The sequence below is a fragment of the Streptomyces sp. NPDC001941 genome, assembly GCF_040296945.1.
In the GTDB taxonomy this organism is placed as follows: Bacteria; Actinomycetota; Actinomycetes; order Streptomycetales; family Streptomycetaceae; genus Streptomyces.
Window position 1 is genome coordinate 35,239 of the sequence record NZ_JBEOYE010000044.1, and the last position, 25,320, is coordinate 60,558.

General features: G+C 72.5%; 25 protein-coding genes. 15 read left to right on the top strand and 10 right to left on the bottom strand.

From position 1 onward, the window contains the following. Positions 1-35: 35 nt before the first annotated feature. Both ABT160_RS26795 and ABT160_RS26800 read left to right on the top strand, forming a co-directional pair. Positions 36-2,135 (top strand): FUSC family protein, encoded by a 2,100-nt coding sequence (locus ABT160_RS26795; RefSeq protein ID WP_351650362.1) that lies wholly within the window; start codon positions 36-38, stop codon positions 2,133-2,135. Positions 2,136-2,493: 358 nt separating this feature from the next. Then, positions 2,494-2,733, top strand: coding sequence for a DUF397 domain-containing protein (locus ABT160_RS26800; protein ID WP_351650401.1), 240 nt, complete (start codon positions 2,494-2,496; stop codon positions 2,731-2,733). A 143-nt stretch (positions 2,734-2,876) separates the two neighbouring features. On the opposite strand, the gene ABT160_RS26805 is transcribed toward ABT160_RS26800, so the two are convergent. Continuing rightward, entirely contained in the window at positions 2,877-3,395 is a 519-nt protein-coding gene (locus ABT160_RS26805; RefSeq protein ID WP_351650363.1) for an ATP-binding protein, read from the bottom strand. A gap of 296 nt (positions 3,396-3,691) precedes the next feature. Here ABT160_RS26805 and ABT160_RS26810 point away from each other — a divergent pair, with 296 nt between their 5' ends. The 3 genes from ABT160_RS26810 (at position 3,692) to ABT160_RS26820 (ending at position 6,856) form a co-directional block, all read left to right on the top strand. Next, positions 3,692-4,582 (top strand): Sco1979 family transcriptional regulator, encoded by an 891-nt coding sequence (locus ABT160_RS26810; RefSeq protein WP_351650364.1) that lies wholly within the window; start codon positions 3,692-3,694, stop codon positions 4,580-4,582. 57 nt (positions 4,583-4,639) lie between these two features. Next, positions 4,640-6,097, top strand: a complete 1,458-nt coding sequence (locus ABT160_RS26815) for an aldehyde dehydrogenase family protein (RefSeq protein ID WP_351650365.1) — start codon at positions 4,640-4,642, stop codon at positions 6,095-6,097. A gap of 210 nt (positions 6,098-6,307) precedes the next feature. Further along, complete coding sequence (locus ABT160_RS26820) at positions 6,308-6,856, top strand: DinB family protein (protein WP_351650366.1); 549 nt, start codon at positions 6,308-6,310, stop codon at positions 6,854-6,856. A gap of 150 nt (positions 6,857-7,006) precedes the next feature. Here ABT160_RS26820 and ABT160_RS26825 read toward each other — a convergent pair whose 3' ends face one another. Continuing rightward, on the bottom strand, positions 7,007-7,648 hold the full coding sequence (locus ABT160_RS26825) for a PadR family transcriptional regulator (protein WP_351650367.1): 642 nt from the start codon (positions 7,646-7,648) through the stop codon (positions 7,007-7,009). 185 nt (positions 7,649-7,833) lie between these two features. Here ABT160_RS26825 and ABT160_RS26830 point away from each other — a divergent pair, with 185 nt between their 5' ends. The 3 genes from ABT160_RS26830 (at position 7,834) to ABT160_RS26840 (ending at position 11,076) form a co-directional block, all read left to right on the top strand. Beyond that, positions 7,834-8,853, top strand: a complete 1,020-nt coding sequence (locus ABT160_RS26830) for an ATP-binding cassette domain-containing protein (protein ID WP_351650368.1) — start codon at positions 7,834-7,836, stop codon at positions 8,851-8,853. 29 nt (positions 8,854-8,882) lie between these two features. Continuing rightward, complete coding sequence (locus ABT160_RS26835; RefSeq protein WP_502984306.1) at positions 8,883-9,611, top strand: ABC transporter permease; 729 nt, start codon at positions 8,883-8,885, stop codon at positions 9,609-9,611. A 286-nt stretch (positions 9,612-9,897) separates the two neighbouring features. Then, positions 9,898-11,076 (top strand): sialidase family protein, encoded by a 1,179-nt coding sequence (locus tag ABT160_RS26840; protein WP_351650370.1) that lies wholly within the window; start codon positions 9,898-9,900, stop codon positions 11,074-11,076. 170 nt (positions 11,077-11,246) lie between these two features. On the opposite strand, the gene ABT160_RS26845 is transcribed toward ABT160_RS26840, so the two are convergent. Further along, positions 11,247-11,615, bottom strand: a complete 369-nt coding sequence (locus ABT160_RS26845) for a YbjQ family protein (RefSeq protein ID WP_351650371.1) — start codon at positions 11,613-11,615, stop codon at positions 11,247-11,249. A gap of 127 nt (positions 11,616-11,742) precedes the next feature. Between ABT160_RS26845 and ABT160_RS26850 the strand changes: the two genes are divergently transcribed. Next, a complete protein-coding gene (locus tag ABT160_RS26850; protein ID WP_502984305.1) occupies positions 11,743-12,438 on the top strand; it encodes a VTT domain-containing protein in 696 nt (231 codons plus the stop codon). A gap of 113 nt (positions 12,439-12,551) precedes the next feature. Here ABT160_RS26850 and ABT160_RS26855 read toward each other — a convergent pair whose 3' ends face one another. Both ABT160_RS26855 and ABT160_RS26860 read right to left on the bottom strand, forming a co-directional pair. Further along, complete coding sequence (locus ABT160_RS26855; protein ID WP_351650372.1) at positions 12,552-14,195, bottom strand: threonine/serine exporter family protein; 1,644 nt, start codon at positions 14,193-14,195, stop codon at positions 12,552-12,554. A 124-nt stretch (positions 14,196-14,319) separates the two neighbouring features. Then, complete coding sequence (locus tag ABT160_RS26860) at positions 14,320-14,814, bottom strand: inorganic diphosphatase (protein ID WP_073789594.1); 495 nt, start codon at positions 14,812-14,814, stop codon at positions 14,320-14,322. 112 nt (positions 14,815-14,926) lie between these two features. Between ABT160_RS26860 and dacB the strand changes: the two genes are divergently transcribed. The 6 genes from dacB to folE all read left to right on the top strand — a co-directional run bounded on the left by dacB (position 14,927) and on the right by folE (position 22,284). After that, positions 14,927-16,303, top strand: coding sequence for a D-alanyl-D-alanine carboxypeptidase/D-alanyl-D-alanine endopeptidase (gene dacB, locus ABT160_RS26865; protein WP_351650373.1), 1,377 nt, complete (start codon positions 14,927-14,929; stop codon positions 16,301-16,303). A 115-nt stretch (positions 16,304-16,418) separates the two neighbouring features. Continuing rightward, positions 16,419-17,555: an Rv3626c family coenzyme F420 biosynthesis-associated protein gene (locus tag ABT160_RS26870; protein WP_351650374.1), complete on the top strand. Its 1,137-nt coding sequence runs from the start codon at positions 16,419-16,421 to the stop codon at positions 17,553-17,555. Positions 17,556-17,751: 196 nt separating this feature from the next. Continuing rightward, entirely contained in the window at positions 17,752-18,765 is a 1,014-nt protein-coding gene (gene tilS / locus ABT160_RS26875) for a tRNA lysidine(34) synthetase TilS (RefSeq protein ID WP_351650375.1), read from the top strand. 64 nt (positions 18,766-18,829) lie between these two features. Further along, positions 18,830-19,369 (top strand): hypoxanthine phosphoribosyltransferase, encoded by a 540-nt coding sequence (hpt, locus tag ABT160_RS26880; protein ID WP_351650402.1) that lies wholly within the window; start codon positions 18,830-18,832, stop codon positions 19,367-19,369. A 171-nt stretch (positions 19,370-19,540) separates the two neighbouring features. Continuing rightward, complete coding sequence (gene ftsH / locus ABT160_RS26885) at positions 19,541-21,568, top strand: ATP-dependent zinc metalloprotease FtsH (RefSeq protein WP_351650376.1); 2,028 nt, start codon at positions 19,541-19,543, stop codon at positions 21,566-21,568. A 110-nt stretch (positions 21,569-21,678) separates the two neighbouring features. Next, positions 21,679-22,284, top strand: coding sequence for a GTP cyclohydrolase I FolE (folE, locus tag ABT160_RS26890; RefSeq protein ID WP_351650377.1), 606 nt, complete (start codon positions 21,679-21,681; stop codon positions 22,282-22,284). Between the two features lie 15 nt (positions 22,285-22,299). Here folE and ABT160_RS26895 read toward each other — a convergent pair whose 3' ends face one another. From ABT160_RS26895 to folP, 5 genes are all read right to left on the bottom strand, one after another. Beyond that, positions 22,300-22,782: a DUF3180 domain-containing protein gene (locus tag ABT160_RS26895; RefSeq protein ID WP_351650378.1), complete on the bottom strand. Its 483-nt coding sequence runs from the start codon at positions 22,780-22,782 to the stop codon at positions 22,300-22,302. 46 nt (positions 22,783-22,828) lie between these two features. Continuing rightward, positions 22,829-23,428, bottom strand: a complete 600-nt coding sequence (gene folK / locus ABT160_RS26900) for a 2-amino-4-hydroxy-6-hydroxymethyldihydropteridine diphosphokinase (protein ID WP_351650379.1) — start codon at positions 23,426-23,428, stop codon at positions 22,829-22,831. Beyond that, positions 23,425-23,784: a dihydroneopterin aldolase gene (gene folB / locus ABT160_RS26905; RefSeq protein ID WP_351650380.1), complete on the bottom strand. Its 360-nt coding sequence runs from the start codon at positions 23,782-23,784 to the stop codon at positions 23,425-23,427. Before folB ends, folK begins: the two co-directional genes overlap by 4 nt. A gap of 157 nt (positions 23,785-23,941) precedes the next feature. After that, the gene (locus ABT160_RS26910; protein WP_351650381.1) at positions 23,942-24,400 is read right to left on the bottom strand and encodes a nuclear transport factor 2 family protein; all 459 of its coding nucleotides are present in this window, start codon (positions 24,398-24,400) and stop codon (positions 23,942-23,944) included. Beyond that, positions 24,397-25,302, bottom strand: coding sequence for a dihydropteroate synthase (folP, locus tag ABT160_RS26915; protein ID WP_351650382.1), 906 nt, complete (start codon positions 25,300-25,302; stop codon positions 24,397-24,399). The genes ABT160_RS26910 and folP overlap by 4 nt, the downstream gene beginning before the upstream one ends. Positions 25,303-25,320 lie beyond the last annotated feature (18 nt).

Below are 25,320 nucleotides of genomic sequence, written 5' to 3' on the forward strand. Positions count from 1 at the left end.
CCCAATAACCCCCTACCTCCCGCTAAGCTCTCCCCATGACCTGGCTCCGGGCCCTGAAGGACACCGCCCGCAGTGGGCTCCGGATCGAGCGGAGGCGCCTGGAACCGCTGATCGCGTTGCGCGGTGCCGTGGGGCTGGCCCTGGTCATCGGCCTCTCGCTGGCCCTCTTCGACGCCGCCACCGCGGCGAGCTCGGCCTTCGGAGCCTTCCAGGCCGCCATCGCGACCTTCCAGCGCAGCTGGCGGCCCCGGCCGGTGCTCGCCCTGATCTCCGGCGGCAGCCTCGCCGCCTCCACCTTCCTGGGCTACCTCACCGGGACCGGCGGCACCCTGGCCCACCACACGGCGTTCCTGGCGCTGCTCTGTCTGTGGACGTTCCTGGCCGGGGCGGCCTGGGCCGCGGGGCCGACCGCCGGGATCATCGCCTCCTCCAACGTGGCGATCATGCTGGTGACCGTGACGCTGCCCAGCTCGGTCGCGGAGGCCGCGGGGCACGCCGCGATGATCGCGTTCGGCGGTCTGGTGCAGGCCGCGCTGATCGTGCTGTTCCCGGTACGCCGCTGGGGCGCGCAGCGCGACGCGCTCGCCGACGCCCTGGCCGCCGAGGCGGACTACGCGCGGAGGCTGCGCCACGACCCGGTGGCGCCCTTCGACCCCGTACCGCTGATGACGGCCCGCAGCGCGGCCGCCGTCACCCCGCGCCAGGCCCGCCGCCGGCCCGGCGAGCTGCACGGCGCCCGGGGCCTGGCCGAGCGCATCCGCCCGGTGCTGGCCTCGCTCGCCGACCCCGCGGTCGGCGCGTCCGCGGAGGGCCCCGAGCGCGACCGGGTCCGCGAGCTCCTGGCCGCCGCGGGCACCGTCCTGGACGCCGCCGCCCGCGCCATCCGCACCGGCGGCGAGGTGGTGATCCCGGCCCCGGCGCTGGCCGCCCTGCGCACCCCGGACACCGGCGCGATCCTCTCCGGGCCGCCGCGCCGGGCCGCGGTGCGGCTGGTCTCGCTGCTCGACGACGTCGTGGAGACGGCGGGCCCGAGCGAGAACGCCGCACCGGCCGAGGCCCGCTCCCGCCCGACCCTGGTGCGGCTCGCCCCGCTGGTGGTGCGGGCGATGGCCAAGGAGCTGCGCAGGGACGGGCCGGTGCGGCGGCACGCGGTGCGGGTGACCGCGGTGGCGGCGGTGGGCTACCTGCTGGGGACGGCCCTGCCGTTCGGGCACGGCTACTGGTGCCCGATGGCCGCGGTCATGATCATGCGCCCGGACTTCTCGCAGACGTACTCCCGCTCGGTGGCGCGCTTCGGAGGCACCCTGGTCGGAGTGGCGCTGGCGACGGGGATCGTGGAGGCGGCCCGCCCGGACACGTACCTGTCGGCCGGGCTGGCCGTGGTCTGCGCCTTCGGGATGTACCTGGTGATGCGCACGGGGTACGCGGCGTCCAACGTCTGCGTCTCCGCGTACGTCGTGTTCCTGCTCGGTATGGGCGGCCTGCAGTGGAACCAGACCGTCCCCGACCGGGTCGTGCTCACCCTGCTGGGCGGCCTGCTCGCCATGCTCGGCTACGCCCTCTACCCGGCCTGGGAGACGCCCCGGCTGCGCAACCGGCTGGCCGACTGGCTGAGCGCCGACGGCCGGTACGCGGCGGCGGTCGTCGACCACTACGCCCACCCCGGCGGCGCCTCCTGCCCCGACGTCCGCGAGGCCCTGCTGGCCGCCCGGGACGCGCGCGTCGCCTGGCAGGACGCCCTGACCAAGGCCACCCACGAGCCGGTCCGCCACCGCGGCCTGTCCCGGGCCAAGGCCGATGACGCCGCGCGGTCGCTGGCCCAGCTCGGGCGGGTGGCGATGCTCCTGGAGGCCCATCTGCCGGACCGTGGCGCCACGCCCGTCCCGGCGGCGGCGGCCTTCGCCGAGGCCCTGCGCACCGCCACCGAGGAGGCGGCCCGGGCGGTGCGCGAGCGCCGGGTGCCGAGCTGGGACGGGGTGCGCGGGGCGCTGGAGCGGTGGGAGGTGGCGGACGCCCCGGACCCGGTGGTGCGCAAGGGCGCGGGAATGCTCCTGGACACCCTGGAGGAGCTGACCGGGGCGCTGGCGGACGAGGCCCCGCGGGCGCGCCCGGAGAGCACGGCCCGTACGGTGTGACAGCGCGCTGGAAGCGCTTCCGGGAATCTTGGCCCGCGAGGGATCCGGAACGGGCCCGCGTGCGTCTCCTACAAACGCGACGACAGACGCGACAGACGTGGCGACAGGTGTGGCGACGGGCGACCCGGCAGACGCGGCGACAGGTGCCTCGGACGGGACGACAGGCGCCACCGGTCACCACGCATGACGGGCGACATCTACGGCGAACGGCGCCCACGACGGACGGGATGGGCGCACGGGGGGCGCGTAATCGTTCCGGCACCCCGCGTGCACGTGCATCTGCTCATGCAGCCGCATGTGAACACAGCTATGATCCGGGACAGTTGACACCTGCACCATGCAACTCGGGGAGCGTCTTGTGCACCACGTGTACAACGGCATGGCGGCCACGGAGCTTCACGGGGTCGTCTGGCAGAAGAGCAGGCACAGCAACTCCCAAGGTTCGTGCGTGGAGTTCGCCAAGCTGCCCGGTGGGAGCGTCGCGGTGCGCAATTCGCGCTTCCCCGACGGGCCCGCCCTGGTCTACACGCCCGCCGAGATAGAAGCGCTGCTCCTCGGCGTCAAGGACGGGGAGTTCGACCACCTCGTGGACGGCTGACCGCCCGGGCGCCTCGCGCTCCGGGCGGTTCCCCTCCGCCGTCCGTCCCGTTGTCCGTTCCGCCATCAGTCCGGGCATCGGTCCGGCCATCAGCGCCATCCGTCCAGCCCCCCGCGGCCCGGCCCGGTCCGGCTCAGTCCGGCTCAGTCCGCCGGCCCCAGTCGGAACAGCGCCCACACGACCTTGCCGCGCAGGGTCCCGGCCAGCGGGTGCCAGCCCCAGCCGTCGCTGAAGGAGTCCACCAGGAAGAGCCCGCGGCCCGACTCCGCGGAGAAGTCCTCCCCGGAGGCCTCGCGCTCCTCGGGGCTGTCCTGGCTGGGGTCGCGCACGGCGCACACCAGCCGGCTCGTCCAGCGCATCAGGTGCAGCCGCACGGGCGGCTCCTGCGGCGCGCGGGCTCCCTCGCAGGCCTCCGAGGGGCCGCCGGGCAGCGCGTGCCGCAGGGCGTTGGTGACGAGTTCGGAGACGACCAGCGCGACGTCGTCGAAGCGGTCGCACAGTTCCCACTGGGTGAGCGTGGCGCGGGTGAACTGCCGTGCGCCGCGCACCGCTTCGTACCGCGGGGGGAGGGCGCACGAGGCCGAACTCGACACGGACGCGGGATCGATCGGGGGAAGACCCTGCCGTAACGGTTCGAGCATGGTCGATCCATTCGTCCCCATGCGAGGCACTCCCGGTCAATCGCGGCTGTGGCGCTACAACACGAACGAGTACGCAGGTGCGCGGCCCCCATCGTTCCGAATGCGTGAGGCTGATGCAAGGGCAGATGCACGTGCACGCGCCGGACCTGTCCACAGCCGTGCCGTTTGTTGCTCATTTCTTCCCCGGACTACTTTCGCGCCCTGACGCGCCCTTGCCCAAGTCTTCCCATTTCCGTAATCGAATGAGTACGGGCTGAAGCGTTTTGATGGCAGAATCCGGGGCTCGGGGTTCGGGGGCTCCGTGGCACTGACAGGCGATGGGGAGGGTTGGGGACGTGACCGCAGGAGCCGCAGGGGAGTCCAGCGGGTCGGTGGTGCGACGCATCCTGCTCGGCTCGCAGCTGAGGCGGCTGCGCGAGTCGCGCGGTATCACGCGCGAGGCAGCCGGCTACTCGATCCGTGCATCCGAATCAAAGATCAGCCGTATGGAGTTGGGAAGGGTGAGCTTCAAGGCCAGGGACGTCGAGGACCTTCTCACGCTGTACGGAGTCACCGACGACAGCGAGCGCGACTCGCTGCTCGGCCTGGCCCGGGAGGCCAACGTCGCGGGCTGGTGGCACAGTTACGGCGACGTGCTGCCCGGCTGGTTCCAGACGTACATCGGCCTCGAGGGCGCCGCCTCCCTCATCCGCATCTACGAAGTCCAGTTCGTCCACGGCCTGTTGCAGACCGAGGCGTACGCGCACGCGGTCGTCACCCGTGGCATCCCCGACGCCCCGCGCGCCGAGATCGACCGCCGCGTGGCCCTGCGCCTGGAGCGCCAGAAGGTGCTCGTCTCCGAGCGTGCCCCGCGCTTCCACGCCGTCCTGGACGAGGCCGCGCTGCGCCGTCCGTACGGCGACCGCGAGGTGATGCGGGGCCAGTTGAGGCATCTGATCGACGTCTCGGAGCAGCCCAACGTCACGCTCCAGGTGATGCCGTTCAGCTTCGGCGGGCACGCGGGCGAGTCCGGCGCCTTCACCATGCTGCGCTTCCCGGAGTCGGACCTCTCGGACATCGTCTACCTGGAACAGCTGACCAGCGCCCTGTACCTCGACAAGCGCGAGGAGGTCGGTCAGTACGAACGGGTCATGGAGCGGCTCCAGGACGACAGTCCCGGCCCGGAGGAGAGCCGCGATCTGCTCCGCGGACTCCTCCAACTCACGTAAGACAACAGTACGATGACACTGCATCAGGAGCCTGCGAGACCTGCAGTAAGGGATGGCATGTCCTTCTTCACCGACCTGGCCCACCAGTACATCGACGGCGAGTGGCGGACCGGTAGCGGCTCGTGGGACATCATCGACTTCAACCCGTACAACGGGGAGAAGCTCGCCGTCATCACCGTCGCCACCCGCGACGAGGTCGACCAGGCCTACCGCGCCGCCGAACGGGCGCAGCGCACCTGGGCGGAGACCAACCCGTACGCCCGCAGGCTCGTCTTCGAGCGCGCCCTGCGCATCATCGAGGCGCGCGAGGACGAGATAGCCGAGGCCATCATCGACGAGCTGGGCGGCACCCGGCTCAAGGCCCGCTACGAGGTGCACCTGGCCATGGAGTTCATGCGCGAGGCCATCCAGCTCGCGGTGCGGCCCGAGGGACGGATCCTGCCTTCGCCGGTGGACGGCAAGGAGAACCGGGTCTACCGGCTCCCCGTCGGGGTCGTCGGCGTCATCACCCCGTACAACTTCCCCTTCCTGGTCACCCTGAAGTCCGTCGCCCCCGCGCTGGCCCTGGGCAACGCGGTCGTCGTCAAGCCCAACCAGAACACCCCGGTCGTCGGCGGCGGGCTGATCGCCAAGGTCTTCGAGGACGCCGGACTGCCCGCAGGCCTGCTGAACGTCCTGGTGACCGACATCGCCGAGATCGGCGACGCGCTCATCGAGCACCCCGTGCCGCGCGTCATCTCCTTCGCGGGCTCCGACCGCGTGGGCCGCCACGTCGGCGCCGTCGCCGGCTCGCACTTCAAGCGCGCCGTCCTCGAACTCAGCGGCAACAGCGCCCTGGTGGTCCTCGACGACGCCGACATCGACTACGCGGTGGAGGCGGCGGTCTTCAGCCGCTTCGTCTACCAGGGCCAGGTCTGCATGGCCGCCAACCGCATCCTGGTGGACCGCTCGGTCGAGGCCGAGTTCACCGAGAAGTTCACCGCGCGCGTGGCGTCCCTGGTCACCGGCGACCCGCGCGACCCGGCCACCCACATCGGCCCGGTGATCAACAACTTCCAGGCGGAGGCCCTGACCAACCTGGTCGACCAGGCCGTCGCCGAGGGCGCCAAGGCGCTCGTACGCGGCCGTACGCGCGGCAACCTGGTGGAGCCGACCGTGCTCGCGGGCCTGCCGGAGGACTCGCCGGTGCTGCGCCAGGAGATCTTCGGCCCGGTGGTGCTGCTGATGGCCTTCGACGGCGAGGAAGAGGCCGTACGGCTGGCCAACGACAGCCCCTACGGGCTCAGCGGCGCCGTGCACAGCGCGGACGTGGAGCGCGGCGTGCGCTTCGCGCGGCGCGTGGTCACCGGGATGATCCACGTCAACGACTCGACGATCCAGGACGAGCCGCTGGTGGCGTTCGGCGGCGAGAAGTACTCGGGTCTCGGGCGGCTGAACGGGGACGCGACGGTGGAGGCGTTCACCACGCAGAAGTGGATCTCGGTGCAGCACGGGCGGACGCGGTTCCCGTTCTGAGGCCAGCGGGTTCCTCCTCGTGGTTCCGGGGCCGGGGGTTCCGCGTTCGCGTTCCGAGGCCGGCGGTTCCGGGTTCCCGTTCCGAGGGCCGTCGGGACCCGCGCGAACCCGTGTCGTGTTGCGGACCGTAGCTGTCCGCAAGGGTCCCTAGCGTGGGGGTTGTCAGGACGACCTCCCGTACCGGGTACGGGACTGTGAAAGGCGGACCCCATGGTTGCTCTCGTTCCGGTCGAGGCGCACGGCGACGAACGCGGCGCCCTCGTCAACTTCATCCGGGTCCAGCGCGCGGCCGTGCGCCGCTCGCTGCTCGGGCTCACCGACGAGCAGGCCGCCACCCGCACCACCGCCAGCGAGCTGACCCTCTCCGGCCTGCTCAAGCACGTCGCCGAGGTCGAGCTGAACTGGCTGCGGCTGGCCCAGCAGCGGCCCAACGAGAAGCAGCGCGAGCCCGGCACCTGGGACGAGGGCTTCCGGCTCGTCGGCGACGAGACGGTGGCGGGGGTGATGGAGTTCTGGACCTCGGTCGCCAAGCAGACCGACGACTTCCTGGCCACTGTCCCCGACCTGTCCGACACCTTCCCGCTGCCCGAGGCGCCCTGGTTCCCCAAGGACGGGCAGGTCTCGATGCGCTGGATGGCGCTGCACCTGGTGCAGGAGATGGGGCGGCACGCGGGCCACGCGGACATCCTGCGCGAGTCCCTGGACGGCAAGACGTCCTTCGAGCTGATCGGGCAGGAGTCGGGGGAGTCGTGGGGGTGAGCCCGTCCGGGGCGGCCCGGGCGCTCCGAGCCCGGGCCTGAGCCCCAGGTGGGGCCTGGTCCCGGGCCCCAGTGGCTCGGTCCCGGTCGCCCGCGTGCGGTTCGTGCGGGGGCTCAGTCCGGGTCGCCCGCGTGCGGTTCGTGCGGGGGCTCAGTCCCGGTCGCCCACGTGCGGTTCGCCCGTCGCGTACGGGTTCTCCTGGCCCTCGGCGAGCACGCCCACGAACGGCTCGCCCTCCCCGGCGAAGGTGTACGCCCCGCCCTCGATCCGGTCGATGAGCCCGCGCGTCCAGGTGGCGCCGAACTCCGCCGAGTCGACCCACATCCGCATGATCTCGCCGATGTGGCCGAGGCTCTCGGGCCCTTCGACGGGCGTGTAGTAGCCGGTGACCGTGGCGCGCCACTCCTCCATGCCGCGCACGCGCTCGCGCAGCAGCGTCACGGCCTCGGCGCGCGGCAGGTCGACGATGAAGCCGAGGGCGGCCGACAGGACGTCCGTGCGCTGGTCGTGGACGGTCAGGGCCCGGCGCAGGAGTGCCAGGTACTCCTCGGTGCCGTCGGCGGTGATCTCGTACTCGGTGCGGGGCGGGCCGCCGGCGGTGGAGGGGGCGATCTCGTGCGCGACCAGCAGTCCTTGCTTCGCCATCTGCTTGAGCGCGTGGTAGATCGAGCCCGGCTTGGCGTTGGACCACTCGTGGGCGCCCCAGAACTCCAGGTCGTTGCGGACCTGGTAGCCGTGGGCGCGGCCGTGCTGGCGCACGGCGCCGAGGACCAGCAGTCGGATCGCTGACATGGGCCGGGTCCCTCCTGTTCACGTGTGACCGCTGTTCAAGTTTGACCACGTTACCCGGCGGGGGCGCGGGGAGGGCCGCCGGACCGTCCCGGGAAAGTTCGAGTAATCAAGTTTGACTAACGACGGATCGGGCATTACCTTCGCCGAGCCAGTAATCAAGTTTGACTAATGGGGAAGGGTGGCGCATGGCTGACGCGATCACGGTCGAGGGCGCACGCAAGCGGTACGGGGAGAAGCGCGCCCTGGACGGACTGGACCTGGCAGTCGGGAGCGGCACGGTCCACGGGGTGCTCGGCCCCAACGGCGCGGGCAAGACCACCCTGGTGCGGGTGCTGGCCACCTTGCTGAGGCCCGACGCGGGCACGGTCCGGGTCGCCGGGTACGACGTACGGGAACGGGCCGCACAGGTGCGCGCCAGGATCGGACTGCTCGGGCAGCACGCGGCCCTGGACGAGGAGCTCGGCGGGCGGCAGAACCTGGAGATGTTCGGCCGGCTCTACCACCTGGGCGCCCGGCACGCGCGCGTGCGGGCCGGTGAACTGCTGGAGCGCTTCGGCCTCGCGGACACCGGGCGCAAGGCCGTGCGGCTCTACAGCGGAGGGATGCGCAGGCGGCTGGACCTCGCGGCGTCGCTGATCACCGACCCGGAGGTGCTGTTCCTGGACGAGCCCACGACCGGGCTCGACCCGCGCGGCCGGACCGAGGTGTGGCGTGCGGTGCGCTCCCTGGTGGGCGGCGGCACGACCGTACTGCTGACCACGCAGTACCTGGAGGAGGCCGACCAGTTGGCGGACCGCATCTCGCTGGTGGACCGGGGCCGGGTCGTCGCGGACGGCACGCCCGACGCCCTCAAGGCCCGTACGGGCGGGGCGCGGATCGACGTGGTGGTGCGGCACGCGGACGAGGTGGAGCGGACCGGACGGCTGCTGGCTGACGTCCTGGGAGCGGCGGAAGGGGACGCGGAGGTGGTGGTCGACGCGGACCGGCGGCTGGCGAGCGTCCCGGTGGGCGACCGGATGGCGGCGCTGGCCCGGACCGTACGGGTGCTGGAGGAGGCCGGGATCGAGGCGGAGGACATCGCGGTGCGCAGGCCCACCCTGGACGAGGTGTTCCTGCGTCTGACGGGCGGGCCGGAGGACGCGCCGGAGGGGGCGCGGGAGCCGGTCGGCGAGGAGCGGAAGCGGAAGGCGGGGGCCGGGGCGTGAGCGCGTACGTGGTGAGTGACTGCTGGACCATGACCCGGCGCGAACTGGCGCACTGGGCGCGGCAGCCCGTGCAGGTCGTCGTCGGGCTGGTGTTCCCGGTGATGATGCTGCTGATGTTCGGCTACCTGGTCGGCGGGGGCCGCGCGGTCGAGGGGCGGTACGTCGACTTCCTGGTGCCCGGCATGCTGGCGATGACCATGGCGTTCGGCCTCGAGAGCACGATGGTCGCCGTGACCAGGGACCTGGACAAGGGCGTGGTGGACCGCTTCAGGTCGATGCCGATGGCCAACGCGGCCGTCCTGGTGGGGCGTTCGGCGGCCGACATGCTCCAGTCCGTGGTCGGCCTCGCGGTGATGATCGGGGCCGGGTACGCGCTGGGCTGGCGGGCCGGGGCCGGCGCGGGAGCGTTCCTGGGGGCGGTGGGGCTGCTGCTCCTGCTGCGGTTCGCGATGCTGTGGGTCGGGATCTACCTGGCCCTGGTGGCGGGGCGCCCGGAGATGGTCCAGACGGTGCAGGTCCTGGTCTGGCCGGTGACGTTCCTGTCCAACGCGTTCGCGACGCCCGAGGCGATGCCGGGCTGGCTGGGCGCAGCCGTGGAGTGGAACCCGATGTCGCCGACGGTGACGGCGGTACGCGACCTGTTCGGCGGCCCCGGCGGCGAACCCGGGCACGTGGGGGCGGCGGTGGCCTGGTCGGTGGCGCTGCTCGCGGTGTTCTTCCCGCTGGCGGTACGGCGGTTCGGGAGGCTGGGGCGGTAGTTCGGGGGCTGGTGGCGTGGGTGGGGCCGGTGTTTTGGTCCGCAGCTTCCTGGTCCGGGGTTTCCTGATCCGCAGTTTTTGGTCCGCAGTTTTTTGGTCCGCCGGAAAGGGGAACCCCCGGGCGCCGGGCGGTGTATCAGAAGCAGGAGGCCCGGACCGGGCCGGCGGGGCGGGGGACTCGATGGTCACTGCGGGGGAGCGGAGACGGGGAGCGGGGAGACGGGGAGAGGCGAGGCGGATACGGGGACGGGCGGCGCTCGTCGCGGGCGTCCTCGCGCTGGTACCGGTGCTGCTCGCGGGCTGCACGGGCAGGGGCGGCACCGCTTCCGGCGGGAGGCCCGGCGGGGCGTCCCAGGTGGCCGGCGGGGCGTCGGGGGCGGCGACGCCGGTGCCGTTCGGCTGGGACCTGCCGGGGGCGTCGTACGAGGCGGAACTGGCGGCCGACGGCAGCGGGTTCGGGGTGCTGGTGGAGTGCGTGGAGGGCGTACCGGGCGGCCCCGAGGGCTTCTGCAGGCAGCACGTCGCCGTGCTCGACCGGGGCGCCTCCCACTGGGCGCTGCGCAAGTCCCCGCTGCCCGAGCTGGCGGCCTCCCAGGGGTCGACCACCCGCCTGGTGGTGTTCGGGGGCGGGCGGGCCTGGCTGGAGGAGGGCGGCGCGGCGGATCCGGGGCGGGACGGGGAGGCGGGTGCGCGGGCGGGGCGGACCTGGTTCACCTCGGACGGCGGCCGGTCCTGGAGCGAGGGCCGGGCGCGGGGCGAGGTGGCGGCGATACCCGGGGGCGGGGTGCTGGGCGCCGAGTGTGCCGAGCCGCCGGGGCCGGACACGGGAGGCTGCCGCACGGCCCGCCTGGTGGTGCTCTCGCCCGTCGACGGGAGCCTGAGGGCACTGGCCCGGGGTCCGGCGCTGGCGGCGGACGGGCTGCGCGCCGCCGAGCGGGCCGAGCCGGACGGCTCCTGGTGGGTGACGGGCCGCGACCCGGTGACCGGGCGGGCGGCGGTGGCCTCCTCCCGGGACGGGGGCCGGAGCTGGACCGTGGCCCGGCTGCCCGGGGCGGCCTGGGACGCGCGGGGAGTGGTGGTGACGGCGGGCCGGGACGCGGTGTACGCGGCGGAGCTGGGGCCGGTGGCGGGCGCCGAGGCCGCGAAGAACCCGCTGCGGGCGCTGTACCGCTCGGCCGACGGGGGCCGGAGCTGGCAGCGGGTGTACGCCACCCGGCCGGGGACGGGCCCGCAGACGCTGCTGGGGCGGGTGGTGGTCCGGGCGGACGGCAGCCTGCTGCTCAGCGGGGAGGGGAGGTCGTACGAGAGCCGGGACGGCGGGCGGACGTTCACCGGGACGGCCGGCCACGGCTGGGTGCGCCGCACACCGGCCGGCTACCAGGCGGCCGGCAGCGAGTGCGCGCACTCGGTGTCGCGGGACGGGGAGACCTGGGACGAGTTCGTGCTGGGCTGCGGCCCGGAGTGAGCGGGGGCCGGGGCTCCCGGGGCCGGGGCGCTTGCGGGCCCCCGGGGTCCCGGGCTTCCGGAATCCCGCCCCCGGGCTTCCGGAACCCGGCGGCCCGCTCACTCCTGGCCGCCCCGGGCCCCCGGCCGCCCTCGCCCCTGGCCGCCCCGGGCCCCAGGCCGTCCCCGGTGTCAGGTGGCGGGAGTGATCACGCAGGCCGTGCCGTAGGCGCAGACCTCGGTGCCGACGTCGGCGGCCTCGGTGACGTCGAAGCGGAACATCAGCACCGCGTTGGCGCCGCGCGCCCTGGCCTGCTCGATCAGCCGCTCCATGGCCTGGTTGCGGGTCTCCACCAGGGTCTTCGTCAGGCCCTTGAGCTCGCCGCCGATCATGGACTTGAGCCCGGCGCCGATCTGGCTGCCCAGGTGGCGCGAGCGCACGGTGAGGCCGAAGACCTCGCCGATGACGCGCTCCACCCGGTAGCCGGGTACGTCGTTCGTGGTGACCACCAGCACGTCGGACTGCGGGCCCTGCCCGCCTCCGTACTCCTCGATACCCATGGGCACAGCTTGGTACGGGACGGGCCCGGGCGCATCCCGTACGGCCGTGGAACCCGGCGGGGTCCGGCAGCGTTGATACTTTTGGGCAGTCGTCCCGCCCGACCGAACCCCAGGAGCCCGGAATCCCGTGACTACGCTTGCGCTCGGCCCGGAGTGGATCAGTCCGGACTACCTGATCTCGCACTTCGGCCTGATCGGCATCCTCGTCATCGTCTTCGCCGAATCGGGGCTCTTCGCCTTCCTCCCCGGAGACTCGCTGCTGTTCACGGCGGGTCTGCTGGTCGCCGAGGGGAACTACATCAAGCAGCCCCTCTGGCTGGTCTGCACCCTGATCGTGGCCGCCGCGATCATCGGTGACCAGGTGGGTTACGTGATCGGCAAGTTCTTCGGCCCGAAGCTCTTCAACCGGCCCAACTCCAAGATCTTCAAGAAGGAGAACCTGGACAAGGCCCACGAGTTCGTCGACAAGTACGGCCCGAAGGCCATCGTGCTCGCCCGCTTCGTGCCGATCGTGCGGACCTTCGCGCCAATCGTGGCGGGCGCGGGCAGCATGAAGTACCGCACGTTCATCGCGTACAACGTGCTCGGCGGCGCCATGTGGGGCGCGGGCGTGACCATCGCCGGGTACTTCCTGGGCCAGATCTCGGTCATCAAGAACAACGTCGAGGCGATCCTCGTCCTGATCGTGCTGGTCTCCGTGGTGCCGATCGCGATCGAGGTCCTGCGGGCCCGCTCGAAGGCGAAGAAGGAGGCCCTGGCCTCCGGCACCCCCGCGGGCGCCGCGAGCCCGCCCCCGCAGCGCGGCCGCCACGCCAAGCGCTGACGTTCCTCCGCGGTACGAGCCGCGCGGTGACGGAAGGGCCCGCACCCCGGGAAACCGGGGTGCGGGCCCTTCCGCACGTCCGCGTACCGATCCCGCGGGAGCCGACGGGAGCCTCAGAACCCCCGGGTCCGCTTCGCCGCCCGGCGTCCCGCGCCCGAGCCCGGCGCCCGCATGAACAGCCGCGCCAGCTCACCGCCCAGGTTCACCCCGATGGCGATCGCCAGGGCCAGGGCCGCCGCCTTGGCCAGCGAGGCGAAGCCGGAGTCCATGTTGTTCTGCGCGATGTTCAGCACGCCGAAGTAGGTGGCGCTACCGGGCAGCAGCGGCCCGATCGCCGCGGTGACGTACGGCAGCGAGGAGGTGTTCTCCCAGCGCGCGATCAGCTGCCCGAACAGGCCCACCAGCCCGGCCGCGATCGCCGTCGCCATCACGGCGGAGCCCTTGGCGGTCACCGCGATCGCCGCGTACACCACCCAGGCCACGCCGCCGTTCAGGGTCGCGAACAGCACGGTCGCCCGGTCCTGCTGGAGCAGCACCGCGAAGGTCAGGCACAGCGCCATCGACGCCACGATCTGCACGATCGGTCTCTCGACCGGGCTCAGCGTGCCCTCGGGGTTCAGCTTGGCCCCGAACTGCAGCCCGACGTACAGCGCGGAGAGCACGCCGACCACGATGGCGACGAAGAAGTACATGACTTCGAGGAGCCGCGCCGAGGCGGTGATGTAGAAGCCGGTCAGGCCGTCCTGCACGGCCGCCACCAGCGCCCGCCCCGGGATCAGCGCGAAGAGCCCACCGGTGATCACGGCGTTGGGCCGCAGGTCCGAGTGGAGCAGGCTGAGCAGCACCCCGAGCGCGGCCGGCGGGATCGCCGCCACCAGGAACTGATAGAACTCCGGCAGCCCGCGCCCGGCGCACAGCCAGGCGAGGCGGTCGCCGAGCACCGCACCGAGCGCGGCCACCGCGAACACCGCGGGACCACCGCCGAGCAGCACCGAGGCCGCGCCCGCGAGGACGCCGGTGGCCATGGTGAGGACCCAGCTGGGGTACGGGTGCCGGTTGCGCCGGATGATCGCCAGGCGCCGGTAGGCCTCCTCCAGGGAGACGTCGTGCTCGGGCGCGTTGATGTCCGCGACCAGCTGGTAGACGGCGGCGAGGCGGGTGTAGTCGGTGCCCCGGCGGCGTACCGTCCGGTTGGCCGTGACCGGGTCGTCCACCAGCGAGGGCTGGTACGTGATGGACAGCAGGGTGAAGGTGACCGTCGGCTCGCAGCGGTCCAGGCCGTACGAGCGCGTGATCGCGAACATCGCGGCCTCGACGTCCTCGGCGCCCTCACCGCCCGCGAGCAGCAGCTCGCCGATGCGCAGGGTCAGGTCGAGCACGCGCGGCACGGCGGGCCCGGCGTCGTCCTGCTTCTGCACCGGCTCCGGCACGGGCCGCTCGCTGACCGGCAGCCGCAGCATGGTGCGCATCTGGTCCTGCCAGGGCGCGTTCTGCGACAGCTTGATCATCGGGATGCCGTGCGCGGGCGTGAAGGCCGGTGGCGAGTGCCGTGCCGCGTACGTGGACGGCGTCGCGAACGCCGAGCCCTCGGGCTCGGCCGCCGGCTCGGGGGCGAACCCCTTCGGCACCGCGAACTCCGAGGTGGGCGACTCTTCCTCGACCACGACGGGCTGGTCCACCCCGAGGGGGGGCGTGAAGGCGCTGCGCGCTTCGTCCGACTGCGGTTTCCGGTCCTCGGGCGCGTCCGTCTCCGCCACCTCTCGCCTCCCTCCAGTGACTGGATCTTTCCCTGCCCAGTATGTGGGTGATCATGACTTCATACGACAACGGGCGGTGCTCCCCGAGGGGAACACCGCCCGTCGGCGACGAGGCGGGGGCGCGTCAGTGGGCGCCGCCCTGCGCCTCCAGGCGCTTGTAGGAGGCCTCGATCTCGGCCTCGGCCTCGGTGCGGCCGACCCAGTCGGCGCCCTCGACGGACTTGCCGGGCTCCAGGTCCTTGTAGACCTCGAAGAAGTGCTGGATCTCCAGGCGGTCGAACTCGGAGACGTGGTGGATGTCGCGCAGGTGCTCCACGCGCGGGTCGGACGCGGGCACGCACAGGAGCTTGTCGTCGCCGCCGGCCTCGTCGGTCATGCGGAACATGCCGATGGCGCGGCACTTGATCAGGCAGCCCGGGAAGGTCGGCTCGTCGAGCAGGACCAGCGCGTCCAGCGGGTCGCCGTCCTCGCCGAGGGTGTTCTCGACGAAGCCGTAGTCGGCCGGGTAGCTGGTGGAGGTGAAGAGACGACGGTCCAGACGGATGCGACCCGTCTCGTGGTCCACCTCGTACTTGTTACGCGACCCCTTCGGGATCTCGATGGTGACGTCGAACTCCACGGGTGGCTCCTCCAAGATCAAACAAAACGTCCGGTGTGCCGTGCTCGGGGCATGGCGCAGTGGTTAAGTGTCCCCCACGCACCACTGTGATCGCGAAAGGGGCTGGTCAACCGTGCCCGACCCGAGAACGTGGCGGTACGCGGGCCTCTCCGCCGTGCTGGGTCTCGCCGTGGCCGCCGGGTCCGTCGCCGTCGCCGGACCGTGGGACACGGGTCAGCGTAAGGCCGAGCGCGACCGGGTGGCCGCCTCGCGCACGACGGGTGGCGCACATCACGACGCGACGGCCCCCGAAGGTCCCGCCCCGGCCCCCAGCGCCCCCGGCGTGCTCGCCGCGCTCGGTGCCCCGGCGGCCGCGCCCGCCCCCCTCGCGCGCACCCTGGACCCGCTGCTCGCCGACCCCGCGCTCGGCACCCGGCAGGCCGCCTCGGTCGTCGACGTGGCGAGCGGCCGGACGCTGTACGCGAGCGGGGCCGGGGACCTGATGACCCCCGCCTCCACCGTCAAGATCGCCACCGCGGCCGCCGCCCTGACCGCCCTCGGCCCGGACCACCGCTTCGCCACCACCGCCACCGCCACCCCCGACGGCCGCACCGTCACCCTGGTCGGCGGCGGCGACACCACCCTCGACGGCGCCCGGCTGCGCCGCCTGGCCCGGGACGCCGCCCGCGCGCTGCGCGACCTCGGCGCCGGGCCGGTCCGGGTCGCGTACGACACCTCCCTGTTCACCGGGCCCGAGCTGCACCCCATCAGCCCCAACGAGAACATCGCCGCCGTCACCGCCCTGATGGTCGACGAAGGCCGGCTCGACGGCTCGTACAGCGGCCCGGCGGCCCGCACCGGGACCCCCGCGAAGGACGCGGCCCTCGCCTTCGCCCGCGCGCTCGCCACCGCGGGCGTGCCCGTCCAGGGCGACCCCGTGCCCGCCCGGTCGCCCCGGGGGGCGAAGCCGCTGGCCCGTACCCTCTCCGCGCCGCTGTCCGCCGTCGTCGAGCGCATGCTGACCCACAGCGACAACGACATCGCCGAGGCCCTCACCCGCCACACCGCCCTCGCGAGCGGCCGCCCCGCCAGCTTCACCGGCGGCGAGCTCGCCGTCCGCACCCGCCTGGCCTCCCTCGGCGCCCCCGTCGCCGGCGCCCGGTTCGCCGACGGCAGCGGCCTGGACCGTACGGACAAGGTGTCCGCGACCCTGCTGACCACCCTGCTCGCGCGCGCCGCCGACCCCGGCCACCCCGAGCTGCGCCCGATCCTCACCGGCCTGCCCGTCGCCGGCTTCAGCGGCACCCTGCGCACCCGCTCCGACCAGGCGTCCGGCGGACTCGTCCGGGCCAAGACCGGCACCCTCAGCAGCGTCGACACCCTCGCGGGCACCGCCGTCACCCCCGAGGGCCGCCTCGTCGCCTTCGCCTTCCTCGCCTCCGGCACCCGCTCCGCCGACACGGCCCGCCCGGCCCTGGACCGCCTCACCCGGGCCCTCGTCACGCACTAGACCGGGCCCGGTCCCACCCCCGTCCCCTAGGGGCCGCCCCTGGTCCTGCCCCCCTTCCCCGCCCCGCTCCCGAACAGCAGGTCGCAACCCGGCCCCCAGCACGTACGGTTGACACATGACTGGCATCGGTGGTTCAGCCTCTTCGGAGATGGTCGACTGGAACCTCGCGGTCGCGACCGCGACCCGCCTCGTGAAGCCCGGCCCCGACGTGAGCCGGGACGAGGCCCGCGCCGTCGTCGCGGAGCTGCGCAGGCACGCCAAGGCCTCCGAGGAACACGTCCGCTCCTACACCCGGATGGTCCCCGAGGGCCTCGAACCCGAGGACACCCCCGTCCTCGTCGTCGACCGGGCCGGCTGGGTCCGGGCCAACGTGGAGGGCTTCCGCGAACTGCTCAAGCCGCTCCTGGACAAGATGCAGGAGCGCCGCTCCGCCACCCCCGGCGGCGCCGTCCTCGGCGCCGTGGGCGGCAAGGTCACCGGCGTCGAGCTGGGCATGCTGCTCAGCTTCCTGTCCTCGCGCGTCCTCGGACAGTACGAGACCTTCGCCCCCGGCGGCCGCGGCCTGCCCGCCGGTGACGGCGGCGGCGGCCGGCTGCTGCTCGTCGCCCCCAACATCGTCCAGGTCGAGCGCGAGCTCGACGTCGACCCGCACGACTTCCGGCTCTGGGTCTGCCTGCACGAGGAGACCCACCGCACCCAGTTCACCGGCGTGCCCTGGCTGCGCGCCCACCTGGAGGGCGAGATCCAGTCGTTCCTCCAGGCCACCGAGGTCGACCCGATGACCGTCCTGGAGCGGCTGCGCGAGGCCGCCCAGTCGCTCGCGGGCAACCGCCCCGAGGGCGAGGACTCCGAGGGCCGCTCCCTGGTCGAGCTGGTCCAGACGCCCGAGCAGCGCGACATCCTGGGCCGCCTCACCGCCGTGATGTCCCTGCTCGAGGGCCACGCGGACTACGTGATGGACGGCGTCGGCCCCCAGGTGGTGCCCTCGGTCGCCGAGATCCGGGAGAAGTTCAAGGAGCGGCGCGCCCGCGGCGCCTCCCGGCTCGACCTGGCCCTGCGCAAGCTGCTCGGCCTGGACGCCAAGCTGCGCCAGTACCGCGACGGCGAGCGGTTCGTCCGCGCCGTCGTCGACGAGGTCGGCATGGACGGCTTCAACCGGGTGTGGACCTCGCCGAACACGCTGCCCACCAAGGCCGAGATCGCCAAACCCGCGGACTGGGTCGCGAGGGTGCACCGTAAGCCAGAGGCGTGAGCCGTCAGCGGACGTCGGCAGGTTAACGCCACCGTAATCACCCATCCGAGGGACCGTGACCCATGGGTAGGCGTGCAATGCTCGGGGAATGGCCGGGTTCTGTCACCATCGACGCACTCTGAGTGACCGAACCCCCCGTTACGACCGTTAAGACTCCGACCGAGGCACCCCCCAACTTCCACGAAGGGCACCGGACATGGGTCCCCATCCTGCGGTCGCGGCGATACGCCTGGCGGTCCGCCGCGTACTCCACGACGTCCTGAACGAGCACCAGACCGAACCCCGCGCCACCGACGAGCCGCCGCTCGTCCTCGTCGCCTGCTCCGGAGGCGCCGACTCCATGGCGCTCGCCTCCGCCCTCGCCTTCGAGGCCCGCAAACTCGCCGTCCGCGCCGGCGCCGTCACCGTCGACCACGGCCTGCAGGAAGGCTCCGACCTGCGCGCCGCCGAGGTCGCCGCCCGCCTCACCGCCATGAACCTCGACCCCGTCGAGGCCGTCGCCGTCACCGTCGGCCGCGAAGGCGGCCCCGAAGCCGCCGCCCGCGACGCCCGGTACGCCGCCCTGGACGAAGCCTGCGAGCGCCTCGGCGCCCGGGCCGTCCTCCTCGGCCACACCCGCGACGACCAGGCCGAGACCGTCCTCCTCGGCCTCGCCCGCGGCTCCGGCATCCGCTCCCTGTCCGGCATGGCCGCCGTCTCCGGCACCCGCCGCCGCTACCGGCGCCCCTTCCTCGAGCTCGACCGGCACACCGCCCGCAAGGCCTGCCTGGTCCAGCACCTGCCGGTGTGGGACGACCCGATGAACGCCGACCCGGCCTACACCCGCTCCCGACTGCGCCACGAGGGCCTGCCCGCGCTGGAGAAGGCCCTCGGCAAAGGAGTCGTCGAGGCCCTCGCCCGGACGGCCCAGCTGTCCCGGGACGACGCCGACGCACTCGACTCCTGGGCGGCCGACGCCGACGCGACCGTACGGGACGAGCGCGGCCTGCTCGAATGCGCCAAGCTCTACGCCCTCCCGACCGCCGTGCGCCGCCGCGTCCTGCGCCGCGCGGTCATCGCCGAGGGCTCTCCCGCCGGTTCCCTGTTCGCCCGGCACATCGAAGAGGTCGACAAGCTGATCACCGGCTGGAGGGGCCAGGGCACCATCAATCTGCCGGGCCGCGTCGAGGCGCGGCGGCAGGGTGGCAGACTGGTGATTCGGCAAGGCTGAATCCCATCGGCCGGGCCGGCCGAGGCGCAAGCTAGCGAAAGTGACGCGGGTGAACGAGAAGGACATGGGCACCGACCTCAAGTCGGTGCTCATCACCAAGGAAGAGATCGACGCGAAGCTGGCAGAGCTGGCCGCGCAGATCGACGAGGAGTACGCGGGCAAGGACCTGCTCATCGTCGGCGTCCTCAAGGGCGCGGTGATGGTGATGGCGGACCTGGCGCGCGCGCTGTCCACCCCCGTCACGATGGACTGGATGGCCGTGTCGTCGTACGGCGCGGGCACCCAGTCCTCCGGCGTGGTCCGGATCCTCAAGGACCTCGACACCGACATCAAGGGCAAGCACGTCCTGATCGTCGAGGACATCATCGACTCCGGCCTGACGCTGTCGTGGCTGCTGTCCAACCTGGGCTCGCGCGAGCCGGCCTCCCTGGAGGTCTGCACCCTGCTGCGCAAGCCCGACGCGGCGAAGGTCGCGATCGACGTGAAGTGGATCGGCTTCGACATCCCCAACGAGTTCGTCGTCGGCTACGGCCTCGACTACGCCGAGAAGTACCGCAACCTCCCGTTCGTCGGAACGCTCGCCCCGCACGTCTACGGCGGCTGAACGGCGGTACCAGTCGAGGGAACCACGGCCTTCTTCCCGCCGTTGGAGCTAGGGAAGACGGTCGCGGGTGACAAAGCTGGGGTACCGTCCGAAGAACAGCTTTTCCCATAGCAGTACTCACAGCGCATTTACCTACGGGCAGGAGGGACGGGGCGGCACCGCTCCGTATGGATGGACGTGAAGCGATACTTCCGTGGGCCGGTCATGTGGATCGTGCTGGCCGTCCTCGCCGTGGTCGTGTTGATGCAGGTCGTCGGCTCGTCCGGCGGCTACAAGACGGTGGACACCAGCAAGGTCGTCCAGGCGATCGAGGACAAGCAGGCGCAGCAGGTCAAGCTGACGACCGGCGACGAGCAGATCATCAAGGTCGAGCTGAAGGACGGCGCCGACCAGAAGAAGTACGGCGGCAGCGACAAGATCCAGGCCAGCTACATCGGCGACCAGGGATCCAACCTGACCGACAAGCTGCAGCAGCAGTCCGACTCGGGCGACCTGGAGAAGGGCTACACCGTCTCCCCGTCGAAGCAGAGCCCGTTCGTCTCGGTCCTGCTCTCCCTGCTGCCGTTCGTCCTCATCGTCGTCGTCTTCCTGTTCCTGATGAACCAGATGCAGGGCGGCGGCTCCCGAGTCATGAACTTCGGGAAGTCCAAGGCCAAGCTCATCACCAAGGACACCCCGAAGACGACCTTCGCCGACGTGGCGGGGTCCGACGAGGCCGTCGAGGAACTCCACGAGATCAAGGAGTTCCTGCAGGAGCCGGCCAAGTTCCAGGCCGTCGGCGCCAAGATCCCGAAGGGCGTGCTGCTGTACGGCCCGCCCGGAACCGGCAAGACCCTGCTCGCCCGCGCCGTCGCGGGTGAGGCGGGCGTGCCGTTCTACTCGATCTCCGGCTCCGACTTCGTCGAGATGTTCGTCGGCGTGGGTGCCTCCCGCGTCCGCGACCTCTTCGAACAGGCCAAGGCGAACGCCCCGGCGATCGTCTTCGTCGACGAGATCGACGCCGTCGGCCGCCACCGCGGTGCCGGCCTCGGCGGCGGGCACGACGAGCGCGAGCAGACCCTCAACCAGCTGCTGGTCGAGATGGACGGCTTCGACGTGAAGGGCGGCGTCATCCTGATCGCCGCCACGAACCGGCCCGACATCCTCGACCCGGCCCTCCTGCGCCCCGGCCGCTTCGACCGGCAGATCGCCGTCGACCGCCCGGACATGCAGGGCCGTCTGGAGATCCTCAAGGTCCACCAGAAGGGCAAGCCGGTCGCGCCGGACGTCGACCTGGCCGCCGTCGCGCGCCGTACCCCGGGCTTCACCGGCGCGGACCTGAGCAACGTCCTCAACGAGGCCGCGCTGCTCACGGCCCGCTCGGACAAGAAGCTCATCGACAACCACATGCTGGACGAGGCGATCGACCGCGTGGTCGCGGGCCCGCAGAAGCGGACCCGGATCATGTCGGACAAGGAGAAGAAGATCACCGCGTACCACGAGGGCGGACACGCCCTGGTCGCGGCGGCTTCCCCCAACTCCGACCCGGTCCACAAGATCACGATCCTGTCCCGCGGCCGGGCCCTGGGCTACACCATGGTCCTGCCCGACGAGGACAAGTACTCCACCACGCGCAACGAGATGCTCGACCAGCTGGCCTACATGCTGGGCGGGCGCGCGGCGGAGGAGCTGGTCTTCCACGACCCGACCACCGGTGCGGCCAACGACATCGAGAAGGCCACCGCCACGGCCCGCGCGATGGTCACGCAGTACGGCATGACCGAGCGCCTCGGCGCGATCAAGTTCGGCGGCGACAACACCGAGCCGTTCCTCGGCCGGGAGATGGCGCACCAGCGCGACTACTCGGAAGAGGTCGCCGCGCTCGTCGACGAAGAGGTCAAGAAGCTCATCGAGACCGCGCACAACGAGGCCTGGGAGATCCTGGTCGAGAACCGCGACGTCCTGGACAACCTGGTCCTCGCGCTCCTCGAGAAGGAGACCCTCGGCAAGGAGGAGATCGCCGAGGTCTTCTCCACCATCGTGAAGCGCCCGGCCCGCCCCGCGTGGACCGGCTCGTCGCGCCGCACCCCGTCCACCCGGCCGCCGGTGCTCTCCCCGAAGGAGCTGGCGCTGACCAACGGCGCCACCGGCACCAACGGCGCGTCCCCCGCGGACGCCCCGGTGGCGGAGACGGCCCCCGAGGAGCACCCCGAGGGCTGATCCGAGGGGCCCCCGGGCCCCCCGAACCCCGGAATGCACGCCGCGCCCCCCAGGTTCTAGCCTGTGGGGGCGCGGCTTTTCGCGTACGTACGCAGAGGAACGAGGCACAGATGACCGACCCGGTGACGCTGGACGCCGATGCGAAGATCGGTGAGTTCGACGAGAAGCGCGCCGAGAACGCCGTCCGGGAACTGCTGATCGCAGTGGGCGAGGACCCGGACCGCGAGGGCCTGCTGGAGACGCCGGCGCGGGTGGCGCGGGCGTACAAGGAGATCTTCGCGGGGCTGCGCCAGCGTCCCGAGGACGTCCTGACGACGACATTCGACCTGGGGCACGACGAGATGGTCCTGGTGAAGGACATCGAAGTCTTCAGTACCTGTGAGCACCATCTGGTTCCGTTCAGGGGCGTGGCGCACGTGGGCTACATACCGTCGACCAACGGAAAGATCACTGGGCTTTCCAAGCTGGCCCGCCTGGTGGACGTCTTCGCCCGCCGCCCGCAGGTGCAGGAACGACTCACCACGCAGGTGGCCGATTCCCTGATGGAGATCCTGGAGCCGCGGGGCGTGATCGTGGTGTTCGAGTGCGAGCACATGTGCATGTCGATGCGAGGCATCCGCAAGCCGGGCGCGAAGACCATCACCTCGGCGGTGCGCGGTCAGCTGCGCGACCCCGCCACGCGCAACGAGGCCATGAGCCTGATCATGGCGCGCTGAGCCCCGGCGGCGGCCTCAGGCCGCCGTCGCCGTGCCCTGGTGGTCGTCGTCCTCGGGGAGCTTGCAGACGCGCTCCAGGAAGAGGGCCGCGGCGATGACGGCGATGGCGGCCAGGACCGCGAAGCCGGCGTAGATGGCCTGGTCGCGGCGGGCCGGGAGGTCGAGGGAGCCGAGCAGGAAGGCGCCCGTGCCGCCGTACATCCCGCCGACCAGGGCCGCCACCAGGGCGCTGGCCTGGCCGAAGACGACCGCGCGGGCGGCCATCAGGGGCTCGACGCCCTTGGCGCCGGGGGTGCGGTCGCGCTGGGCGCGCAGCCGGGAGCGCAGCGAGACCGCGGTGGCCGTGAGGACCACCGCGATCACCGCGAGCACGATGGGCGCGGCGAGCGGGACGCTCGGCAGGGTGCCGAGGGAGTCCCACAGCCGCGCGCCGCCCCAGGAGAGGACGCCCGCGACGGCGAAGACGCCGGCCAGTACGCGGAGGCGGAGTTGCTTCACCTGGGGTCCTGTTCTGTGGGCGGCTCGGTCGACAAGAGCCTAACGACTAGTCGGGCAGCCGGAGTTCCAGGTCGGTGCGGGTCTGCACGCCGTCGTGGCCGACGGCGGCGAGCAGGTCGGCGACCGTGCCGCGGCCGGGCAGCTGGGCCTCGGGGTCCACGTCGAGCCAGGGGGCGAGCACGAAGGCCCGCTCGTGGGCGCGGGGGTGGGGGAGGGTGAGCACCGGGTCGTCGGAGACCACGTCGGCGTACGTCACGATGTCGACGTCGATGGTGCGCGGGCCCCAGCGCTCGTCGCGGACCCGCTCGAAGGCCTCCTCGACCGCGTGCGCCCGCTCCAGGAGGGAGGCCGGGGGCAGGGTGGTCTTCACGAGGACGACCGCGTTGAAGTACGAGGGCTGGGAGCCGGGGTCGACGCCCCAGGGCTCCGTCTCGTACACCGGGGAGACCGCCTTGACCCGCAGGCCGGGGGTGTCCTCCAGGGCGTCGATGGCGCCCTGGAGGGTCTCCAGGCGGTTGCCGAGGTTGGAGCCGAGGGCGATCACGGCCCGTTTGGGGTTGGACAGCGTGACGTCCGCGGCGTCGACGGCCTGGACGACGGACGCGGGCACCGGCTGCACGGTGGGGTCGCTCTGGGTCTGGTTCACGCGCGGCTCCGGGTGATGGTGATGGTCACGTCGTCGAAGGGGACGGTGATGGGCGCGTCCGGCTTGTGGACGACTACCTCGACCTCCTGGACACCGTCGTGCTTGAGGCACTGTGCGGCGATGCGCTCGGCGAGGGTCTCGATGAGGTCGACCGGTTCGCCCTGCACGACGTCGACCACCTCCTCGGCCACGATGCCGTAGTGCACGGTCTTCGCCAGGTCGTCGTCGGCCGCCGCGGGGCGGGTGTCGAGGCCGAGCACCAGGTCGACGATGAAGGTCTGGCCCTCTTCGCGCTCCCGGGGGAAGACGCCATGGTGCCCGCGGGCCTTGAGGCCGCGCAGCGCGACACGATCCACGCGAATCACTCCTGCTTTCGTAGTGCTTGACCGGGCACGGCCGGGTGCGGTCGGCACGGGCCCGTATTCGAATCTACCTGCGAGCTGGGACAGTGCTCGCCCACGGGGGTTCCGCGGGCGGCCTCCGAGGAGATCTCCCGGGGGCTCGCATACCCACTCAGGCGGTGGTCTCGTCGTCCTCGTCGTCACCGGATTCGGCCAGAACCGGTGAGCCGTGGTGCGACCACAGGCGCCAGCCGTCGGGGGCGCGGCGGAAGACGTTGGTGGCGACGACGAGCTGTCCGACGAGCGGGCCCAGCTCGGCGCCGTCCTCGGCGGGGCCGCCGCTGAGGATGTTCTCCGTACAGGTGACGAGCGCGGTGTCACCGGCCAGGGAGACCAAGACGTCGGTGAGGAAGAACTGGATGTAGTCGGTGTGCGCCATGATCAGGGCGTACGAGCGCAGGACCTCGCCGCGTCCGGAGAGCACCGGCCAGCCCGGGTGGACGCAGGAGATCCGCTGGTCCTCGGTGTCGTCCAGCCACAGGTCGGAGAGGGTGTCGAAGTCCCCGGCCTCCATCGCCTCGTAGAAGGCGGTGTTCGCGGCTTCGACGGCCGCGGTGTCGACGGGGCTCACCGGGCGGCTCCGGGGGTGGTGGGGGCCGCCGTGGGGGCCGTGCGGGCGGCTTCGACGGCCCGGGCGACGCGGACGGCGTCGGCGGTGGCCCGTACCTCGTGGACGCGGACCGCCCAGGCGCCCTCGTGGGCGGCGATGGCGGAGACGGCGGCGGTGGCGGCGTCGCGCTCGCGGGCGGGCGGTGGCGCGGCCCCCTCGGCGCCGGCCAGGACGTGGCCGAGGAAGCGTTTCCGCGAGGCGGCGACGAGCAGCGGGCGGCCCAGGGCCCGCAGCGCGCCGAGGTGGGCGACCAGGGCGAGGTCGTGCGGGGCCCGCTTGGCGAAGCCGAGGCCGGGGTCGAGGACGATCCGGGCGGGGTCGACGCCGCCGGCGACCACGGCGTCCATGCGGTCGCGCAGCTCGGCGACGACTTCGGCGACCACGTCGTCGTACACGGCGCGGCTGTTCATGTCCTGGCTGAAGCCGCGCCAGTGCATGACCACGAAGGGGACCTCGGCGGCGGCGACGGCGGGGACCATGGCGGGGTCGGCGAGTCCGCCGGAGACGTCGTTGACCAGGACCGCGCCCGATGCGACCGCGCGGGCGGCGACGGTGGCGCGCATGGTGTCGACGGAGACGGTGACGCCTTCGGCGGCCAGGCCGCGCACGACGGGGACGACGCGGCGCAGCTCCTCGTCCTCGTCGACCCGGCTGGCGCCGGGGCGGGTGGACTCGCCGCCGACGTCGACGAGGTCGGCGCCCTGGGCGACCAGGTCGAGGCCGCGCTTGACGGCGGCGGTGGTGTCGAACCACCGGCCGCCGTCGGAGAAGGAGTCGGGGGTGACGTTGACGACCCCCATGACCGCACAGCGGTCCCACTCCGGTAGCCCCTCGGCCGTGCCCCGTGCGCGCAGCGTGTTCATATGTCCAGACTAGAGCTG